The sequence below is a fragment of the Veillonellales bacterium genome (assembly GCA_039680175.1).
GTDB lineage: Bacteria > Bacillota > Negativicutes > JAAYSF01 > JAAYSF01 > JBDKTO01.
Genome location: JBDKTO010000100.1, coordinates 1 through 17,324, shown reverse-complemented (window position 1 = coordinate 17,324; position 17,324 = coordinate 1). Strand labels below are relative to the sequence as shown.

Below are 17,324 nucleotides of genomic sequence, written 5' to 3'. Positions count from 1 at the left end.
CCTACAACGACAGCAGTTCCAGAGGCAATTTGTTGAGCAGTTTTACTTGTACTTATATGGTGACATAAGTGATGACCAACAACCTCAACAGTTTTTTCAAAATCATTCGACATAATTATCCCCTCCTTAGATTTATGTTATTTACGTGAAGCCATAATTACACGGTATTAATTAATTTGTTGCAAAAATCGCCTCAATATCCCCTCTCATCTTTCAATTCGTCTATCAGCTTGGACACTTCCTGAAAGTCCATGCTGCTAAAATCGTAATCATCCGGATCATACCCCAGTTGCTGCAGCAACTCCGTTGCAAATTCAATCTGTTTGGCTGTTGGTCGCCCCATGATAACACCTCTATTTCTCTTTAATCTATTTCACATAACCACTTATCACTGAATATATTATAATTGGGTATCCAATTGGCATGCCTATCCTCTTTAATGACCCAGCCGTTGCCCACCCGGCTGGGTTTTATTATTATCAGGCTCGCCCACGGCTGATTGCCTCCTTGTAAAAATACCCGGTCATATTAATTATTTTTATCACTTATACTATTATTGAGAGCCGCACCTTATTGTCTGGGATTTCCGTTTAGACACGACTTCTTGGATTATTGGATGCGGCGCTCACATAAACAAACTCCTCCCCATCTTTCTGCCGAAAGGTGGCTTTTTTTATTTGTCACTGTTCAGTTTGCGAGAGCAATGCAATTGCTGCGCTATAAATATCAAAAACAAATCAAATTGTTTCATGGTACAATAATCAAAATGTTCGTTTTGGAGTAAAAATTGGATAAAATTAAATTAGATATTCGAGAACAAAACATATTAATTAAGGAAATACAAGCATTCGTCCTAACAGAATTCAATGCAGAATTGAGTGAAGCAGAGGCATTCAAGCTACTTGATTTCATATTGAGTAAAGTTGAATACGGTGTCTACAATCAAATTGCTTCTGAAACCTGTTATAACATACAACAACAATTAAAGCGCCTCCTTGGAATTAAAACCCCACCACTTAACTAATCTACATACTCAGACTAAACCTCGCCCCTCCTGTATAAATCCCGAACTCCGGGTAATACTAACGAGGTGTTAACCTTCTCCTTTCCCTATGAACAAGGTCAGCTTCGTTGCTGGCCTTGTTATTTTGTTTAAGGTGTTTTGCTATCCTACTATCGGTTCAGGGCTGAGTTGCGACTACCGGCAAAAACAACCGCTGCCTGGCCGCATTCGGTTACGATGTAGGCTTTTAGGCTCATTTGCCGTCACCGCCAGCTGCAAGCTTTAAACTTGCTTCTTTGCGCCAGTACACGCGCAGCGCCGAGGCACAACGTATTACCCGCTCCCTGCCATCCCGGCCAATGCACCACTTTCTGCCGCCGCAGTCTTCCGGGCACTCGTCCGCATCATCAAGCAAGCCTATGATCATTTCCTGCGCTGCAACAAGCTGCTGCTCCAAACACCTATTCTCTTGTTCTGCTTCTTTCGCAGCTTCTAAGACTTGTATATCATGCCTAAAAATATCATCCGTCCCGTCGCCGTCGTCATGAAGAAAACTCTTTCTATCGGCGATGAGTGATTCCAATCCGGCAATAATTTCAGCGTGTGTCATGGCTGTCCACCCCTCCACAATTTTTGACTTTTTGTATATCGAATTTATGTAAACCAAATTCATTTTCAATTGTGGTATGATAAGATTGTTTCCTGATCCATACAGGAAACAGCCTTCATTTTAGGCTGGTTTATACCAGCCTTATTTTTATTTGAGGTGCCCCTCTTGCATAATAATCCCTCACATGGTTATGCTATTACCGCTTCCGTCCTCCATGGGAGTACTCTACTCATAAGGCCGCTTCGGTGCCCTTATGGTTTTTGTTGAAATATGTCATAATTTGTCCTAATATGGTATAATTAAATTGCTTTCTTCCCACAGAGGAAGCATTCCTTTCATTCGGGCCACTTCGGTGGCCCTTTTAATTTATTTAAATTTAAACCAACCGGTCAATACTAATATTGCACATGAAGTACTTCCTCTTTTCAATCCATATTAGGCCGGCTTATGCTGGCCTTGGGATAAAATTCTTCTTAAATGTGCAAAGTAGTCTCAGAGGTGAAAAATTTTGTATATTACTGTTCAAAAGATACATCAATGGATAGGCCTCGTCTTAGCACTCTTTTTACTTGCAGAAGCAATATCTGGTCTTATTCTGGCGGAGCCTTGGCTTGCAGGCCAATCTAAAGGAACTCCACATCAAGGAGTAGAACGAAGTCAAGTAGGTGATGAAAAATCAACCCTTCAAGACAGAAGTAGGCAACCAGCCACTTTAAATATCAGTGAAAAGCCTGCACAAACCACTTTTAATATCTTCGGTTTTGCTAAAGGGCTACATCAAGGGCGAATCGGCAATATCAATTTATCATGGTTGATTGATCTTTTAGCAATCGGGATTATCATCCTGACATTAACAGGAATATATCTTACCTGGCTGCGAATACGAATAAGTCGAAAATAGATTTTTTACCATCCTCACCCTTTGTTTAAGTTGCTTCCCTTTCCGTGCGCGAGGCTTAACTTTTCATAGCCTGCTTACTTTGATTAAATTCCATATTTTTACTCTTAATACATCTTACATGGCCGAAAGCTCCACCACTCAAAAAGAATGTGCGTGTTGCCGTTTCAGCTTCGGTACCGTCCACTTTGTGCTGCTGTTCGCACTCTTTTGCAAGCTTGACAGCCCCGCCAACTCCCCAATGATTAACATACCAACCGGCGCCACACGTCTCGCAACAACAGATTTCAAGCTCTTGAATTTGGTGCTTTGAGCGGCATTTTTCAGCTTCTTCCCGTGAATCATATCTTCCCTGGCACACCGGACAAACATAAACCTTAACTACCCGCATAAAAACTTCACATAGGATTTTTTTCAGGTTGCTCATCGGGTACTTGCAGGTTATTATCAACTTCATTGCAACTTACTTGCAGGTTGCTTTCAGGTTGCTCATCGGGTACTTGCAAGTTATCTGGTGAAGGAATGACACTTTTGGCTTCAGCGGGATGCGGATTTTGGTGTTTTTTAAAATGAACAATTTGACCGTATGCAATACCGTTCACCTTATAGCGAATGACAAAACCGTGATCCGCTAATTGCTGCATTAAACTTTCTCCATTACAATCATCATAAGGAAGAATGTCTGCTTTTAATTTTTTTGGCCTATCTTCAAACCTACCCATTCTATCAGCCCAACACCATAAGCCAGCAAAAAACAACCTAGCAAGAGGTTCTATGTCACCTAATTCTTCATTTTTAAAAAATCCGGGTTTAATTTCACGCTTCCTTGGCATTTCCTCACCCACTTACAAGTCATTATTGCTTTCACACCCCGGGTATTCATCCCATAATTGTCCGTCAAGTAAGCGACCAGCTTTCTTTTTGCCGATATGCTGAACGTAAATAGATCCTGCACCGTGATATCCCATGCCGCCATTATGATTAATACGTTGTGTATTATGTTTGTTATAAAACTCAGCATCATCAGATTCATTGCCGCATTCGCCAACTTGTGCCCACTCACCCCATTGCTTAAACAGGAATGCCGTTCCGGACATTTTGCACTGATCCCGCAGGCTCCGTACCCAATCAGGATGCACAGGCCGCGCGCCCGGACCGCTCTCACCACCGCAGATGATCCAGTCAAGCGAATGGAAGCCAACTAAATCCGCAAGATCTTTTCCCGAAAGCTCTATTGGAGCATTAAATAGGGTTCCTTTGGCCTTTTGCGATGGCATAATATATCGGTTCAAATTCACCGTCCCCAGCATAGGCTCCACGCTTACAAACCGTTTTGCTGCCGGAATTTGCAGCAGTATCGGTATCCGCTTGTCGGCCTGCTCTTGGTTCTCGGCGGTTACGCCTAGCCAAACGTGATTCCAAAAACCTTTTGCCCATCCTAGCCGTTCTAAACTATATATACGTTCAAGCGTTTCTTTCATTTTTTTCGGCCTTTTAGTCAAGATAAGAAAGGTATGCTGTGGACAAGCTTTCATAATATCCCATATCTCATGGATAAAATTGAACGAAACATCATCATGGAACAAATCAGCCATACTGCAAACAAATATTTTACTCGGCTTTGTCCAATGAAGTGGCTGATCCAACCTATCATGGTGTACTGTCACTTTAAACGGATCATCCTTTGGAAGCCCCCACTTTTCGCCAAACCGCTTACTCATTCGTTCCGCATAGCAATTTTGGCACCCAGGGCTAACCTTCGTGCAACCAGTAACAGGCGACCATGTACGGTCACACCACTCTATTTTTGATTTACCCATATTCTCACCGCCATTAAAAATAAGGGGCCGTATTACCGGCCCCTGTTTCATTAAATATCACCGGCAACAATCAGATAACCGTCAAGCTCTTTCTTCACCCTGTCGATTTCATAATCAACAGCCAGCTGCAGATACCTCGGAAGCTTCGGACAATGCAGAGCGAAAAGTGGTTTTTCTCCTTCTGCTTTCGGCTTTTCCACTTCAAGCTCAAGTTCAATTTCCTGGGTAAATCCTGATTCATTGTAGATTTCAATGTTGGCAACCAGGTACTGAGGCAACTTGACAGTAGTCTCGGAATCCCCAACCTTGATAGCGAAGGTATAATTATTTCGATCATCAAAGGTGAAGTCACCGGAAATATTAGTCACATATTTGAAACCTTGAATATTGGCGATTAGTGAATCAATCGCGTTAATCTCACCCTCTTCACGGCGGCGCAGGAAGTCAAGGAATTGTTTCTGAGTGAACACCGATCCATCTTCCAGAATTTTTTTCCACTCCTTGTATTGCTGCGATTTTTTAAATATATAGGTAATGCGGTCCTGTTCACGATCCACGACTTTATCATTAAGAATTGCTTGAAACCCATTCTCATTGTAGGCAACCACGCAATGCGGTTTCACCGACTTGCTTTTAACCAGCTCAATTAGCGCCGGTGTGGAATTGGCGTTATATCGAAATCCATCATACCGGAATACCTCCGGAGCCCGTCCTTCCCGAATGATTAAGGTGTCCCCATTCGGAGTTACGTTGATTGTTTTCTCTTGATTACTCATTGCTGTTTCCTCCCTCAACTTTTTTATCAAATAAACCAATTACTTTAGGCTTTTCTGCCGGCGGTTCCGTCTTAAGTCCGAACTTGTCTGTTAACTGGCAAATACTTGCCTTGCCACTGGCTGGGAACTTAGGCGTCAATTTGTATGACGTGGAAACCATAGTAGTCGTATCCGGCACCTTTTTAAAATCAATCGTGATGGAGACAGACCCTTTGTTTCCTCCGCGCAACTGAGCAATTACCGCGGGATATACTTGCTGGAACTGTTCTTCTAGCGCTCCACCGCATATAGTAGATAGGGAAACCGGTATTTCCATTGGCATGTAAATCCTCTCCTTCATAATTATTTAGGGTTTGGGGCAGGCTATTTTTGATTAGTCTGCCCGTTACCCTAGATTTTTTCTTTTAGCAGCTTATCGATAATGTCATGCTGCTCTCTTGCCGTTCCCACCAGTAGCGGGTTAAACCGTAGTTCTGTTTGGTACTTAAATCCCTTGTACCGCTTTTCATAGCATACCGGCCCATATCCGTGCTCAATAGAGACTGAATCTTTTAAGGCTCGTCCGCAGCGTTTGCAGCGCATGTTAATCACCACATTTGTTAAAAGCATCATCAAACATGAAATTTATAATCTTATCCAATGTTATTCTTCAATAGAAAAACCAAACGGTATTTTGCCATTGGCTATTGATTCCCAGTGGGCTATTACATTCGGGTGGGCTTCTGTTTTACTAGCTAAATACTCTTTCGCAGTTTTTTGAAGCCAGTCCCAAGTCTCCTTAGAAATTGTTGTAAATACATACTCTTTTTGCGGATAGAGCATTTCTTTGTAACTCAAAATTCTTGCCGGCGGTGTAATTCTGCCCCACTGTTTTAAGAATTCCCAGTTAATACAACTTGCTTGAAAACCGGTTATACCGCCTTGTTCTGAATGATCAACAGCCCAAGCCGCACCAACGGCGGCCGCCGCTATTGCATGACATATCGTGCCATAATCATGCTGATATTCGGTAGTTAATTTTTTAATAAAACCCGGTAGCGTTTCTACGGTTTGTTTTTTAGCTTCCTCGTACCATTGATCTTGAAGTTTGTCTTCTTCAGTAATAACTTGCATGTTATTCTCCCCCTACTCCCATTTCGTTTATAAATTGACTACACTTTGCCTTAACCGGTGATCCTCTCCAATCCGGGGCCATATCCGGCCATGTGATATATAACCGATTTTTCGCCCTGGTTACCGCTACATAGAATAGGCGTCGTTCTTCTTCGATATCTCCCCGCTTTGATGGGAATATTCCTTGATTCATCCCAGCCACAAACACTGTGTCAAACTCAAGCCCTTTGGACGCGTGTACCGTCATTAGCTTAACTGCATCCTTTTGCTCAATCAGTTTTTCTTGAATATCCCGGTACCGGAGGAATTTCAGAAATGCTTGTATCAGGCAATTCTCTCCCAGTTCCATTTTTGACGCTTCCCAAACTGCAATCATGTGAAGTGCCTTGTCAATATCAGGATGGTCATTAATTTGCAGCAATTCTTTCAGCAACTGGAATTCATGCGACGGCCTGCCGGTAGATTCTTGCTCTTCCCATAGCCGGATAAATTGATAAACCCCATCAATACCAAAGTTCTTACCGGCATCGTACATGGACATATCTTGCTGGATCGCATTAATTTCTAATGCTGCAATTTGTAGCCCGGTTACACCAGACTGTCTAGCGCATTTTTTAAAGGATACATTATTTTTCCGATTATGCAGGAAATACAACCAGTTCATAATTGGCCTGACCGCCGGTGCTTTAAACGGATCATCTTTACCGGATACACGGAGGACCGGTATTCTAGCATCTTCAAGAATATATTTGATATTATCAATTTGGTTATTTGTCCTTGCCAGTACCGCTATATCTTTCGGAGAAATCGCTGCTGCTGGATTATTAACCAATGGTTTCATCAGTGCGGCAATATTGGCGGCTTCCTCCCCGCTGTCTTTGGCCTGATAAGTTACAACCTCAATCCCCGTTTTGTGAGCAACCAGCTTCTTTTCCGTCTGGTTTACGTTGTGCTTGATTAGCCGATTAGCAGCCGCAACAATCTGCTCGGTAGACCGGTAATTGTCTTCCAGTTTAATAACTTCGCAGTCTGGCCGGTATTTAGGAAGATCAATGATGAACTCAACCCTTGAACCGCGCCAGCCATATATGCTCTGAAAATCGTCGCCGACGAAAAATATGTGTTGCGGATGTAATAACTCGATCATGGCCATTTGCTCATCGTTGGTGTCCTGGAATTCATCAATGAAAACATGGGTGTAATTTTGCTGATACTCTTGCAATACATCCGGGTGTAATTGCCACAGCCGTACAACTAAATCAATCAGCCTGTCCAAGTCAACGGCGTTATTCTGCTTGCAGCGGTAACCGTATTCAATGAGTACCCGGCACTCTTCCGGGTATTTTTTTTGTTCTTCCCGGTAATCGCTGCAGTTTGCTTGCCTATCCAGAACTTTTTTCAATGTAACCCGACTGCCGAATTCCTCAATAATAATCTGCAGTATTGCTTCCCGATCTTCCTGGTCGTAAATAGTGAAGTTCTCTTCAATCCCAAGCTTGTAACACCACCGGCGAAGCACAGCAACCGCAAAGGCGTGAAAGGTATTGACGAATAACTTTTTCCCCTGGTTCTCGCCGATCAGCCGCATAATGCGCTCTTTCATTTCTTTTCCCGCCAGGCGGGTGAAGGTTAAGGCCAGCATGTTAACAGTGCCAATGCGGTATTCTTGATGCAAATGGGCGATTCTGCGGGTCAGGACGGTGGTCTTGCCTGAGCCAGCACCGGCCAGGCAAAGGATAACGGGAGCGGTTGACGTTACTGCTTTCCGTTGATTTTCATTGAGGCCGTCAAGAAGAATAGGCAAATTAATCACCCGCCTTAGTAGTACTTATTTCTTCCAAAAAGCGGCATTCAACTATTAGTTGATCTTGTACCCAGCCGTCAAACATTTTTTCAAGTTCCCTATCAGAAGTATTACCGCTTACAGTAACAATCTCGTTAATTTCACTATCAGGCATTCCGGTACTAACAGAAAATCGGTATCTCTTTACAAGTGTTGAATCGGAAGTTACAGCCTGCCTCTTATTATCATTAAGTCCTTCAAGAAGGTTAGGCATTCTTCTTCGCCTCCACGCCAGGAATCAGCGCTCCGCAAAAGCAGCCGTCCTTGCCGCAGCGCTTGTTTTGCCAGCCAGAGGAACATTTGTCTTTGTCGTTACCATTGCCGCCACGTTCGCATTCTGCACAATCCACAAACAACATCCCGCGGCTGTCATAAAAACTACCAATCTTTTTAGGCACTCTGCTTCACTTCTTCCGGTTCAGCGCTCAAATCATATACATTCCAGCCATCGGCCGCGAAGTTGAATTCAATGGCGCCGGCCAGAATAATGTTATCCAGCTTGCCTTTTACTTTACTCAGGCCATCTATCAGCATCTGAAAGTTGTTTCTATCAAGATGGTTCAGGTCATCCATTACCAATACGCGAAGTGTAGGCTGCGCCCGGTCAATAATCGTCAGCATCATGGCGGCCAGGAATACCGTCTGCTGTCCAGTTGAAAGTGCATCGAAGTTAACACTATGGCCTTTTTCGTTTATCCAGCCAAACTGAAAGATTTCTTTGCCGGTATCGCTTTCTGTCTGGAAAAACGGTTCATGAGTAAAGCCCATCAGTTTAAGGTTGCCGCCGATTTCCGCACGAATCGGCTCTAAAATTTCTTTAACCAATTCCCCCTGAATACCCTTAGCTCCCAGTGCTTCAAAGATGAGCTTCAAGCAATCGGCTTTATACCCAGCTGCACGATTTTCCAAAACAGCCTTTTGCATATTGATAATACGGGTCGTTTTACCGGAACCGTTCCGGCCAATAAATATGTCCATTCCGTTTAGCGGCTGCGCCCCGGTTTGTCCCTTGAAGTTTGAAAAAGCAATCTCTTTCAGCATTAGAACTTTTCACCTCCAAACAAATCGGTTTTTACCGGTCCGTGGGAAGGTTCTGCTTGCGCCTCTTTTTCTTCATCGTCAACATCAACCGTCATATCATCGGTGGATGCTGTGCCAACCGTTTCAATCACTTCCGCTTTTTTACCGTTTACTACAATTTCCTCGCCGCGCTCGGCCTGATCCGCGATATCCAATAACTGCTTTTGCGAAAAATCCGGAACGAAGCCATAAATTATAACTTTCGCTTGATGATGCTTCTCGCTGCCTACCGGCTCGATGTAAGCAATATGTGCCATAGCAGGATGCTTTTGCAGTGCAACCCGTTCGGCAATGGTCTGCGCGTTCCTTTCGGCAAATTGCTTCTTGTTCACAAAGGTATCAACCGCTTTTAGCACGTCTTTATTGGTCATGTCCGCCCATACACCCATAGCGCCGTCAATCTTATAGAAAATGCCTTTTTTCTTTTCATCATCCGTCAGCGTGTTTTCCATGCAAACCCGACCGGCAGCGGCATTATATGTTACTTTCTTTACCAAGTCTTGAATGAAATACATATTGATGTCGTACAGAAGTGTTGCCGATGTTACCACCAGGACACCGGTCGGGCTGTAACCGATAGCCATCTTTTTTACCCATATTTTCCGCAGTGTTTGGCTTTCCGGGTCAACCATCGGGTAAGGATTTACGACAACTTGTCCATCCGGCAGAGTCAACTTTTCGGGGGTTATAATCGACAGTCCAGCAATTTGATTCGCATGATAAAATCCCTTTGCCGTTACCATTGTCTTGTTTTGAATAACGGCCAACTCACTGTTCGATTCTTCTAAAACAACCGGCGCTTTAACTGCCCTCACAAAACCATCAGTGGTTTTTTTTACAAATACTTGCCCGTCACCCAGGAAGGAAATGCTCTGTCTTTTCAGTAGTTCCAGCTGCTTTTCAGCCGGTAAATCATTTAACGTAGCCACTTTCTTTTCAGGCATTGCCATATAGTTCATCCCTCTCTTTTCTTTCTAGCCATTCCGTATAGCATTGCTCATCACAAAATACCTCTCCGTCTTCATGAAGGGCTTCTTCGTACAGAAATCTACCGCAATGAGCGCAAATACCAAGCAACGGCTCATCTTGTAAATCCGGCAGGCCATAGGCAAATCTGTCAAGATTCATAGCGCTATTTGCCTCCTTGTTTTGGTTTTAACGTGGACCATCTATGCCCGCATTTCGGGCACTTAAATACTGCCACCAGCCGGGAATCGAAGGTTATAATCCCCTGCGCTCCGCACTTCTCGCAAACGGTATTCACGCCACTACATCCTTGACCCGTTCTCCCCGAGTCCAAAGTATTGTTGATATCACATGTGCATGCGCTAAAGCCGCGATATTGCCGTGCGCGCCATCAGATTCGTATTCTTTTTCAACAGCAATCAGTGTTTCCGTTGATACTTTGTCGTATGGCTGCTGCTCAGCTTCTTCCCTGGCCCGAATATATTCATTGACTCGCTGCTCCATTAACTTCCGGTATTTTTCCGTCAAAGCACTTACCATGTTCACCCCACCTTTCAAAATAAATCTCTGTCATCCTATCGGCGTACCCGGTCCAGTAGGCGTTTCCTATGGACCGGGCAATTTTAATATTTAGCAACATTTCCTGCGGCGTCTTGGACTCGATTCTGACCTGGGATGCATCGGTAAAACCCTGCTGATATTCTTGGTCCATCTGCCGCCTCCGATTGACCGCCATTGCACCGGCGTGGTACAATGGCGGTAGAAGATTTTTTTATATTGCTTTACTTATCGTCTGTGCGCTAACACAGGCGATTTTTCTTTTCTCCCAAATGATTTCCTTAACACTTGGCAGCTAAGCTTTAGCCGTCCTAACCAGTAGTCGATCAATTCTCCCTGGCAGCCGTAAACCTTGTCCATCATCTTTACCTGGTCTTTTGTCGGGTCCTTGCCTTTATCAATACGTTCAATCGTTTTGGGGCTCATAGCCGTAAGCATCGAAGCCTTTTCTCTACTCCATCCCCGAAACTCCCGCAACGCCAGATAAATAACTTTAATCCTTCGAGCCGCCATAAATGGCTTGTATTTAGCCAGCTCGGGCAACTTCTTCACCCCCTTTCAGTGCGATAATGTACCTAAGAGGATTTCCTTACTCCTCACCCTTTCCGGCCTGTCCGCTGCTCACGGGCAGGCTCAATTTTTTATCCAATAATTAATCTGCAATCGGTCACCCGTCCGAATATCGCCCGGCTGCCTGTCAGAGAACACCGAATCATAATTCAACTCAATGATTCCCTGGTAAAATTCGCGGATTTCCCGTGGCGCGTAAGTGTTTTTCTGCATATACTTCCCGGCTATATCCCAGAGTGTATCGCCTGCCACCACAGTATAAGTCTCAGTCATCAGCTGTCCCTTGGGTGCCGCATTGCCACAAGTAAATACCGTAAGAACAGCCAAACAGGATATCATCACAACAAGCGTTACAATTCGACGCTGCCGGTCTCTTTGCCGGATATGCTCACGGAGTGTCATTGTGCGTTCCACCCTTCATCTCGCAAAGCTGGAGTAATAAAAATACTGCTAAAAGCAATGCCCCTGCCTCAAACCCGCCATGGCCTATCGCCATCCAAAGTCCTATCAAACAAACACCTTCCTTATAAACGATTTTCTACAGTTGTAAGTATCAGCGCAAACCCGGACCATCTTATCCTGTGCTCACCCCTCCGTTTGTCCAAAATTTGATCAGCCGATTTTACTCGGCCTTTTCAGATGCATTTGCAGCTTCCATTCTGGCGATTATTATTTCAGCAATTGCCTTTGCCATCGCTTCCTCCGCAGCCTCTGATAACGGAGGACAATACGAATCTTCGGTTAACATCCTCACCCCTCCCGTATAAGATATGCTGATACTGGTTGTCCGCTTGAACACAATCTTTTTTAAATCGGGGAATATCCGGCAACAATTATAACTTGGCAGGACTTTTATCATCGTGGAAGGCTCAGAAGAAAGAAAAGAACTTGATGAGCTTCGCAATCAATTGAAAATTATTGAAGATCACAACATTCCAATATCAAAAGGATACTTAAGTCGTTTTAGTGATACTATGCAAAAACATTCTTGGATTACCGGCCAGATTGCTGGATTTCTTCTGAAGTGGGTTGCTGGATCAATTGGTCTGTAAGGTCTTCGGTTAGCATTGCTCCAATCACGGCTAAACTGTTATTAATTTCTTCTTTTAGTGTCATTTTTTCACCAGTTAGCTCCAAAGCAACAGAATTTGCAATAGAAGAATATTCCCCTATACCGGAAGGTGGCTTTTGCACAATAACCCTTACCCATAACAGATTTCCTTGAATTGATTCTTGAAACAAAGCATCATATAGCACACCTTCGTTTTTGGGTTTATCGATCTTTGTTATTTTAGTCACCCCTATCACCTCCTACGCTGTCGGCTTATGGTTCGGAGAGTAGCCTTTTCGATGAATAAATCTCCAGCATCCCTGATACTGATTACCCCGTCCGCCGCATGCCGGTACTATGATCTATCATCCAACAGTTGAGAAATTGTTACCTCAAGACCTGCAGCCAGCTTTTTTGCTGTCGTAACCGTTGGCTGTTTTTTACCGGCGCATAACTCCGAAATGAAAGATTCACTAATACCGGAGCGCCGGTGCAATTCCGCTTGAGATATTCTTTTTTCTTTGAGTAATTTTGTTAACGTTAATTTGAATTGTTGATGGTGGACCAAAGGATATCTCTCCAATATCAACATTCAATCGTCTTGACATCAAAAATGGATTTTGTTCCTCCCCGTTTACGCATACACAGAAAAGAGGATAAACTTCTTTGATGGCAATAATGGCTTTATTGATCGAAATATTGCCCAAGTCAGCATGTGTTTCCGGATCATAAATAGTTTCATGGCTCTGAATAACCATCATCTTTTGACCAACTTTTGCCCCGCTGTTACTGCCGTAATTTACAATAATGCGAAATTCATCTAATATTCTTACGACCTTTAATATTCCACCATACCCTCCTATGCTGCCGGCTTGGGGTTGGATTGCTTGCATGACTTTGAGTCATAAAAATCTTCATAAAAAAGCCACTCAACAGTAACCCCAAAATAACAGGCAATTTCAATTTTTGTTTCTTTGCTCGGTTCTCTGCAACCAGATTCAATACGAGCCAGCATACTTTGCGAAATACCTACTATTTCAGAAAGTTTGATTTGAGTTAATCCCAACTCGCTTCTTTTATCAATCAATCTTTGATTTTTCATTTCACCGCCTCCTGCTATGACCACCAGTCATGTTCTATAGTTTTATTATTATGACTGCTAGTCATAATGTCAATCGTTTTTCAAAAAAATATATCCATCGGTCATATATGCTATTATGACCGATAGTAATATTGTAAAATATAGTCATAAGTGAGGTGCGTTGTATTGTGTCTACGTTCGGAGAACGCCTAAAAACATTACGTGAAGAATCAAAACTATCACAGCAAGAATTAGGAGCTAAACTTAATCTTAGTCAAAGCACTATAGCCTATTACGAATCAAATAAAAAGCAGCCTAGTCAAACAACTTTAAAAAAGATGGCAAAATATTTTAGTGTATCGACAGATTATATACTGGCACAATCAAACAATCCCACGCCTAGCAATCCACCCCAAAAGAAAAAACCCAAGGACTTATTAAGAATCCTTGAGCAGGAAGATTATACTCTTAATGGTGAAATAGCCTCGCCAGCGGACAAAGAAAAAATAGCAAAAATTATTGAACTGATGTATTGGGATGCTAAAGAACAAAACAAGCGCAAGAAATAAGGGATGATTCCATGTATAATATTCCTTTACGTGTGCGCAACCTTATAAAAAGATATGACACTAACGATCCTATCTCTATTGCCACAACTCTTAAAATAAGAATTATATACTGTAAAACTCCAAGCCAAGTAAATGGATTTTGGAAGCGCATACTTCGCAGAAAGTATATTGCTATAAATAATAGATTGACCGAAGAATGGCAAATCAAAGCAGTGGTCGCCCATGAAATCGCTCACATTCTCCTTCATCCCCAGTATACAAGCTATAGCATAGCAGGTAGAACCTTCTACCCAACAGCCACAAAGAAGATGAAGCTGATAAATTCGCGGTCGAGCTGCTTTCGCATTTTTATGACCTAGAACAATATTACGTTGAAGATTTTTTAAAGAATAGCTGGTTATTAAGGAAGTGAGCTTATGACCAATGAAGAATTCCAGGCACTTGTTTTAAATGAATTGAAATCCATTCGTAACGAAATGAGCACCAAAGAAGAACTTAGGGAAGTTAAACAATCCCTTGCCCGTATCGAAAACAACCACGGTACCTCGCTTACTGCTCTCCTTGACGGCTATCATCAAAACGCTGAAATTCTCGACCGTCATACGGAACAACTTAACCGTATTGAAACCAAAGTTGGAATGCATGATATTCAAATATCTGTCCTGGATAAAACCAAATCGAATAAACGCCGGGCAAAGTAAGAGTACGCTATCAAGCATCGGGAAGGTGGAATAAAATGACTGACCGTGAATTATTAGAACTGCTCTTAAAAAAGTTTTCTGGCGTGGAAGAACAATTATCTGGCATAGACAAAAGGCTGTCAAATGTCGAATCGAATATGGCTACAAAAGCTGATATTACCAAACTAGATGCAAAAATCGATAAAGATGTCATTAGCATACTGCAATTAGCGGATAAAAAAATTGACAAAATAGCTTCTACTCAAGCCGTTCAAGGAGAATCCATTAATATTCTTGCCATGAGACAACTGCAAACCGAATCAGAAGTAGCCGCACTTAAAAAAGCTAAGTAATACTAAAAGACACAGCAGAATTGGACAAGCTGTGTCTTTTTATTTTTAACCTGCAATAATATCATTAAGGGAGAGTGTTAAATTATGATTGATTTAGCTATGATGTCCATTGATAAAACAATCATCCATCAAGTGCCAAATTCACTTGCAGGAGCTGCTCCTATTTTTAGTCATGAGATTATTCACTTGGATGGTGAAGCTCTGGCGGCACTAACTAGAAGGGTTACTGATGTCATGGGAAAAGGATCTAATTGCCTAGAGATGCAGGTTAATGATACTACCGATGTTTCATCCGTTACACAGGTAATTAGCATTATGGAAAATTCTTCTGATGAAACCTTTATTTCTAAAACCATTTCCTTGGCACAAAAGCTATTTCAATCTCAATCAAATAATCGAATTCCAGAAGGAATTCTAGTTTCCCTTTCTGGCAGGACAGGCGCTTCTCAGCAACAATTTATTGCTTTAATTAAGGCTGAAGGTGAAACCGGATTTCATATTCAAGATGTTAACCAAGTAGATTTTTTATCTAATCTCTTTTTAACGAATGCTCAAAGGCTTTATAAAATTGGTTTTTTTGTTAGAGATAATACTAATTCTCCCATTAATCCGAATGACTTATCAATCTATGTGTTTGATCAAAATGCAGTTCATAACGGAACTGTCTGCCTTGCTAATTATTTTTATCAAACCTTTTTAGGATGTAAACAATTAGTGAATGCAGCACACCAAACCGAAACCTTTTATTCTTCAACTAAAGATTTTATTGTAAATAATTCAAATTTTACTGATGAGAAAAAGATTGAATTAGTAAATTCATTACATACATATTTAAAGTCTGACCAGTCAGCGGTAATAAACGGTCAGCATTTTGCGAATACTTATTTTGAAGATCCAGAAATAATCGATCAATATACTTCTCGATTAACACAGGATAAATTACCACTAATAGCAATATCAAAAGATATCTCGCGTATTAATAGAAAACTAAAAATTCGACGAATGAAGTTTAATACTGGTGTAAAAATAAGTTTTCCATCTCCTGCTTCCGGCCAAAATACAGATGATTTATTGGTCATGGAAAGTTATAATGAAGTAACAGATTATACGTCACTAAAAATAAAAGGACGTATTACTAGCCAAGATTCTTAAGGAGGGCTCCGCTATGGATGAAACAGAATTTCGAAACCGTTATATCGGAGAAATACCTGTTTTTCGTTCATGGGGGTACTTTGTCCAAGACTCCATATTCAATATTTTGAAAGATAGAGTTAAAAATATAGATTTATTTTTAAAGATTCCATTGGGTAAACCTCGTATTAAAGAAGTTGATTCGCTTATTGCTAAAGCTTTTCATCGAGGAAAGGATTATACCTCTCCCTACGAAGACATCACTGACAAAGTTGGCGTCCGTTTTGTTGTATTACTTACTACTGATATAGATATAATCAAAAAAATCATTGAAGATCAGGACGGAGTATTATGGAAAGCGTCGAAAGATAGAGACTTCGAAGATGAAAGAGAAAAATCTCCTGAACTTTTTACCTATGAATCTGTACACTACGTTGTTTATAACATAACCCAAGTGGAATATCGGAATGAAAAAATTTCTCCTAATACACCTTGTGAGATACAAATTAGAACGTTGCTCCAGCATGCATATGCTGAGATGTCGCATGACACAACCTACAAATCACAAGTTAAAGCTGATTCACAAGTAAAGCGATGCATGGCACGAAGCATGGCCTTAGTTGAGTCAGCTGACCACTTTTTCTTGGAGGCAATGGAGAAAATAGCAGAGAAAAGTTCAGAGCATGAAAAATGGGCCGAATTTTGCATCCAATATTATCCATTGGAATATCGGGAAAAATTTGATCCAAATGCCAACACATTTCTAATTGATCAATTGCTTCCCATGCTTAGCAATGTTGAATTCGAAGAAGTAAAGGATTTTTTACAGCAAAAGCAGTCAGAATTTGAAATACTAATAACGAGAAACTATAACTTATCATGGATATATCGGCAACCTGCTGTTTTGCTTGTCTATTATTTAATAGAACGCAAAAATGCAACTTTACAGAGAGGTTGGCCCCTGGTTGATTCGTTATTACAGCCACTTCTTTCGGATAGAGGATTTTCTCCGCTTCATTCCACTTATACTTAAATTTTAGAGGTAATATTATGCTAAACGCTGCTATTTACGCCCGTGTATCGACAGAGGACCAGGCGAAAACAGGCTATAGCCTTGACGATCAAATAGCTTCCTGTAAAGCCTTTCTGCTCAACAAGGGAATTACAAACATTATAGAATATATTGACGACGGGATATCCGGTAAATTTTTGGACAGACCAG

Annotated in this window: 30 protein-coding genes; 7 read left to right on the top strand and 23 right to left on the bottom strand. The window is 41.8% G+C overall.

The genetic code is table 11. The features are described 5' to 3' along the window. Positions 1 to 193: 193 nt before the first annotated feature. The gene (locus tag ABFC84_16615; GenBank protein ID MEN6414362.1) at positions 194 to 343 is read right to left on the bottom strand and encodes a hypothetical protein; all 150 of its coding nucleotides are present in this window, start codon (positions 341 to 343) and stop codon (positions 194 to 196) included. Positions 344 to 787: 444 nt separating this feature from the next. Between ABFC84_16615 and ABFC84_16610 the strand changes: the two genes are divergently transcribed. Next, complete coding sequence (locus ABFC84_16610; protein MEN6414361.1) at positions 788 to 1,024, top strand: DUF2164 family protein; 237 nt, start codon at positions 788 to 790, stop codon at positions 1,022 to 1,024. Between the two features lie 232 nt (positions 1,025 to 1,256). On the opposite strand, the gene ABFC84_16605 is transcribed toward ABFC84_16610, so the two are convergent. Beyond that, positions 1,257 to 1,613 (bottom strand): hypothetical protein, encoded by a 357-nt coding sequence (locus ABFC84_16605; protein MEN6414360.1) that lies wholly within the window; start codon positions 1,611 to 1,613, stop codon positions 1,257 to 1,259. A gap of 508 nt (positions 1,614 to 2,121) precedes the next feature. Here ABFC84_16605 and ABFC84_16600 point away from each other — a divergent pair. Continuing rightward, a complete protein-coding gene (locus tag ABFC84_16600; protein ID MEN6414359.1) occupies positions 2,122 to 2,514 on the top strand; it encodes a PepSY domain-containing protein in 393 nt (130 codons plus the stop codon). Between the two features lie 55 nt (positions 2,515 to 2,569). Here the strand turns inward: ABFC84_16600 and ABFC84_16595 are convergent, their stop codons facing one another. The 21 genes from ABFC84_16595 to ABFC84_16495 form a co-directional block, all read right to left on the bottom strand. After that, positions 2,570 to 2,902, bottom strand: coding sequence for a hypothetical protein (locus ABFC84_16595; protein MEN6414358.1), 333 nt, complete (start codon positions 2,900 to 2,902; stop codon positions 2,570 to 2,572). Between the two features lie 7 nt (positions 2,903 to 2,909). Beyond that, complete coding sequence (locus ABFC84_16590) at positions 2,910 to 3,344, bottom strand: hypothetical protein (protein MEN6414357.1); 435 nt, start codon at positions 3,342 to 3,344, stop codon at positions 2,910 to 2,912. Between the two features lie 12 nt (positions 3,345 to 3,356). Continuing rightward, positions 3,357 to 4,331 carry a phage Gp37/Gp68 family protein gene (locus ABFC84_16585; GenBank protein MEN6414356.1) on the bottom strand — a complete coding sequence of 325 codons (975 nt, stop codon included), beginning with the start codon at positions 4,329 to 4,331 and terminating at the stop codon, positions 3,357 to 3,359. Positions 4,332 to 4,381: 50 nt separating this feature from the next. Continuing rightward, positions 4,382 to 5,107, bottom strand: coding sequence for a hypothetical protein (locus ABFC84_16580; GenBank protein ID MEN6414355.1), 726 nt, complete (start codon positions 5,105 to 5,107; stop codon positions 4,382 to 4,384). After that, positions 5,100 to 5,429, bottom strand: a complete 330-nt coding sequence (locus ABFC84_16575) for a hypothetical protein (GenBank protein MEN6414354.1) — start codon at positions 5,427 to 5,429, stop codon at positions 5,100 to 5,102. Before ABFC84_16575 ends, ABFC84_16580 begins: the two co-directional genes overlap by 8 nt. 68 nt (positions 5,430 to 5,497) lie before the next feature. Beyond that, positions 5,498 to 5,719, bottom strand: a complete 222-nt coding sequence (locus tag ABFC84_16570) for a DUF6011 domain-containing protein (protein ID MEN6414353.1) — start codon at positions 5,717 to 5,719, stop codon at positions 5,498 to 5,500. A 30-nt stretch (positions 5,720 to 5,749) separates the two neighbouring features. Then, positions 5,750 to 6,220 carry a hypothetical protein gene (locus ABFC84_16565; GenBank protein MEN6414352.1) on the bottom strand — a complete coding sequence of 157 codons (471 nt, stop codon included), beginning with the start codon at positions 6,218 to 6,220 and terminating at the stop codon, positions 5,750 to 5,752. 1 nt (position 6,221) lies between these two features. Then, complete coding sequence (locus ABFC84_16560; GenBank protein ID MEN6414351.1) at positions 6,222 to 8,024, bottom strand: ATP-dependent helicase; 1,803 nt, start codon at positions 8,022 to 8,024, stop codon at positions 6,222 to 6,224. A 1-nt stretch (position 8,025) separates the two neighbouring features. Next, a complete protein-coding gene (locus ABFC84_16555) occupies positions 8,026 to 8,277 on the bottom strand; it encodes a hypothetical protein (GenBank protein ID MEN6414350.1) in 252 nt (83 codons plus the stop codon). After that, a complete protein-coding gene (locus tag ABFC84_16550; protein ID MEN6414349.1) occupies positions 8,270 to 8,413 on the bottom strand; it encodes a hypothetical protein in 144 nt (47 codons plus the stop codon). The genes ABFC84_16555 and ABFC84_16550 overlap by 8 nt, the downstream gene beginning before the upstream one ends. 40 nt (positions 8,414 to 8,453) lie before the next feature. Then, the gene (locus ABFC84_16545; protein ID MEN6414348.1) at positions 8,454 to 9,104 is read right to left on the bottom strand and encodes a hypothetical protein; all 651 of its coding nucleotides are present in this window, start codon (positions 9,102 to 9,104) and stop codon (positions 8,454 to 8,456) included. Then, a complete protein-coding gene (locus ABFC84_16540) occupies positions 9,104 to 10,093 on the bottom strand; it encodes a hypothetical protein (GenBank protein MEN6414347.1) in 990 nt (329 codons plus the stop codon). Before ABFC84_16540 ends, ABFC84_16545 begins: the two co-directional genes overlap by 1 nt. Next, positions 10,080 to 10,271: a hypothetical protein gene (locus ABFC84_16535; protein ID MEN6414346.1), complete on the bottom strand. Its 192-nt coding sequence runs from the start codon at positions 10,269 to 10,271 to the stop codon at positions 10,080 to 10,082. Before ABFC84_16535 ends, ABFC84_16540 begins: the two co-directional genes overlap by 14 nt. Positions 10,272 to 10,403: 132 nt before the next feature. Further along, the gene (locus ABFC84_16530; GenBank protein MEN6414345.1) at positions 10,404 to 10,649 is read right to left on the bottom strand and encodes a hypothetical protein; all 246 of its coding nucleotides are present in this window, start codon (positions 10,647 to 10,649) and stop codon (positions 10,404 to 10,406) included. Continuing rightward, the gene (locus tag ABFC84_16525; protein ID MEN6414344.1) at positions 10,594 to 10,821 is read right to left on the bottom strand and encodes a hypothetical protein; all 228 of its coding nucleotides are present in this window, start codon (positions 10,819 to 10,821) and stop codon (positions 10,594 to 10,596) included. Before ABFC84_16525 ends, ABFC84_16530 begins: the two co-directional genes overlap by 56 nt. 74 nt (positions 10,822 to 10,895) lie before the next feature. Next, the gene (locus tag ABFC84_16520; GenBank protein ID MEN6414343.1) at positions 10,896 to 11,210 is read right to left on the bottom strand and encodes a helix-turn-helix transcriptional regulator; all 315 of its coding nucleotides are present in this window, start codon (positions 11,208 to 11,210) and stop codon (positions 10,896 to 10,898) included. 90 nt (positions 11,211 to 11,300) lie between these two features. Beyond that, entirely contained in the window at positions 11,301 to 11,639 is a 339-nt protein-coding gene (locus ABFC84_16515) for a LysM peptidoglycan-binding domain-containing protein (GenBank protein MEN6414342.1), read from the bottom strand. A gap of 220 nt (positions 11,640 to 11,859) precedes the next feature. After that, on the bottom strand, positions 11,860 to 11,985 hold the full coding sequence (locus ABFC84_16510) for a hypothetical protein (protein MEN6414341.1): 126 nt from the start codon (positions 11,983 to 11,985) through the stop codon (positions 11,860 to 11,862). Positions 11,986 to 12,230: 245 nt separating this feature from the next. Next, the gene (locus tag ABFC84_16505) at positions 12,231 to 12,536 is read right to left on the bottom strand and encodes a hypothetical protein (GenBank protein MEN6414340.1); all 306 of its coding nucleotides are present in this window, start codon (positions 12,534 to 12,536) and stop codon (positions 12,231 to 12,233) included. A gap of 225 nt (positions 12,537 to 12,761) precedes the next feature. Beyond that, positions 12,762 to 13,181, bottom strand: a complete 420-nt coding sequence (locus tag ABFC84_16500; protein MEN6414339.1) for a hypothetical protein — start codon at positions 13,179 to 13,181, stop codon at positions 12,762 to 12,764. Further along, positions 13,148 to 13,390: a helix-turn-helix transcriptional regulator gene (locus ABFC84_16495; protein MEN6414338.1), complete on the bottom strand. Its 243-nt coding sequence runs from the start codon at positions 13,388 to 13,390 to the stop codon at positions 13,148 to 13,150. The genes ABFC84_16500 and ABFC84_16495 overlap by 34 nt, the downstream gene beginning before the upstream one ends. 167 nt (positions 13,391 to 13,557) lie before the next feature. Between ABFC84_16495 and ABFC84_16490 the strand changes: the two genes are divergently transcribed. From ABFC84_16490 to ABFC84_16470, 5 genes are all read left to right on the top strand, one after another. Then, positions 13,558 to 13,938 carry a helix-turn-helix transcriptional regulator gene (locus ABFC84_16490; GenBank protein ID MEN6414337.1) on the top strand — a complete coding sequence of 127 codons (381 nt, stop codon included), beginning with the start codon at positions 13,558 to 13,560 and terminating at the stop codon, positions 13,936 to 13,938. Positions 13,939 to 14,354: 416 nt separating this feature from the next. Beyond that, positions 14,355 to 14,639: a hypothetical protein gene (locus ABFC84_16485; protein MEN6414336.1), complete on the top strand. Its 285-nt coding sequence runs from the start codon at positions 14,355 to 14,357 to the stop codon at positions 14,637 to 14,639. Positions 14,640 to 14,674: 35 nt separating this feature from the next. Then, on the top strand, positions 14,675 to 14,971 hold the full coding sequence (locus ABFC84_16480; protein MEN6414335.1) for a hypothetical protein: 297 nt from the start codon (positions 14,675 to 14,677) through the stop codon (positions 14,969 to 14,971). 84 nt (positions 14,972 to 15,055) lie between these two features. Continuing rightward, positions 15,056 to 16,123, top strand: coding sequence for a nucleoid-associated protein (locus ABFC84_16475; GenBank protein MEN6414334.1), 1,068 nt, complete (start codon positions 15,056 to 15,058; stop codon positions 16,121 to 16,123). A 13-nt stretch (positions 16,124 to 16,136) separates the two neighbouring features. Further along, entirely contained in the window at positions 16,137 to 17,135 is a 999-nt protein-coding gene (locus ABFC84_16470; protein MEN6414333.1) for a RelA/SpoT domain-containing protein, read from the top strand. Positions 17,136 to 17,324: the final 189 nt, after the last annotated feature.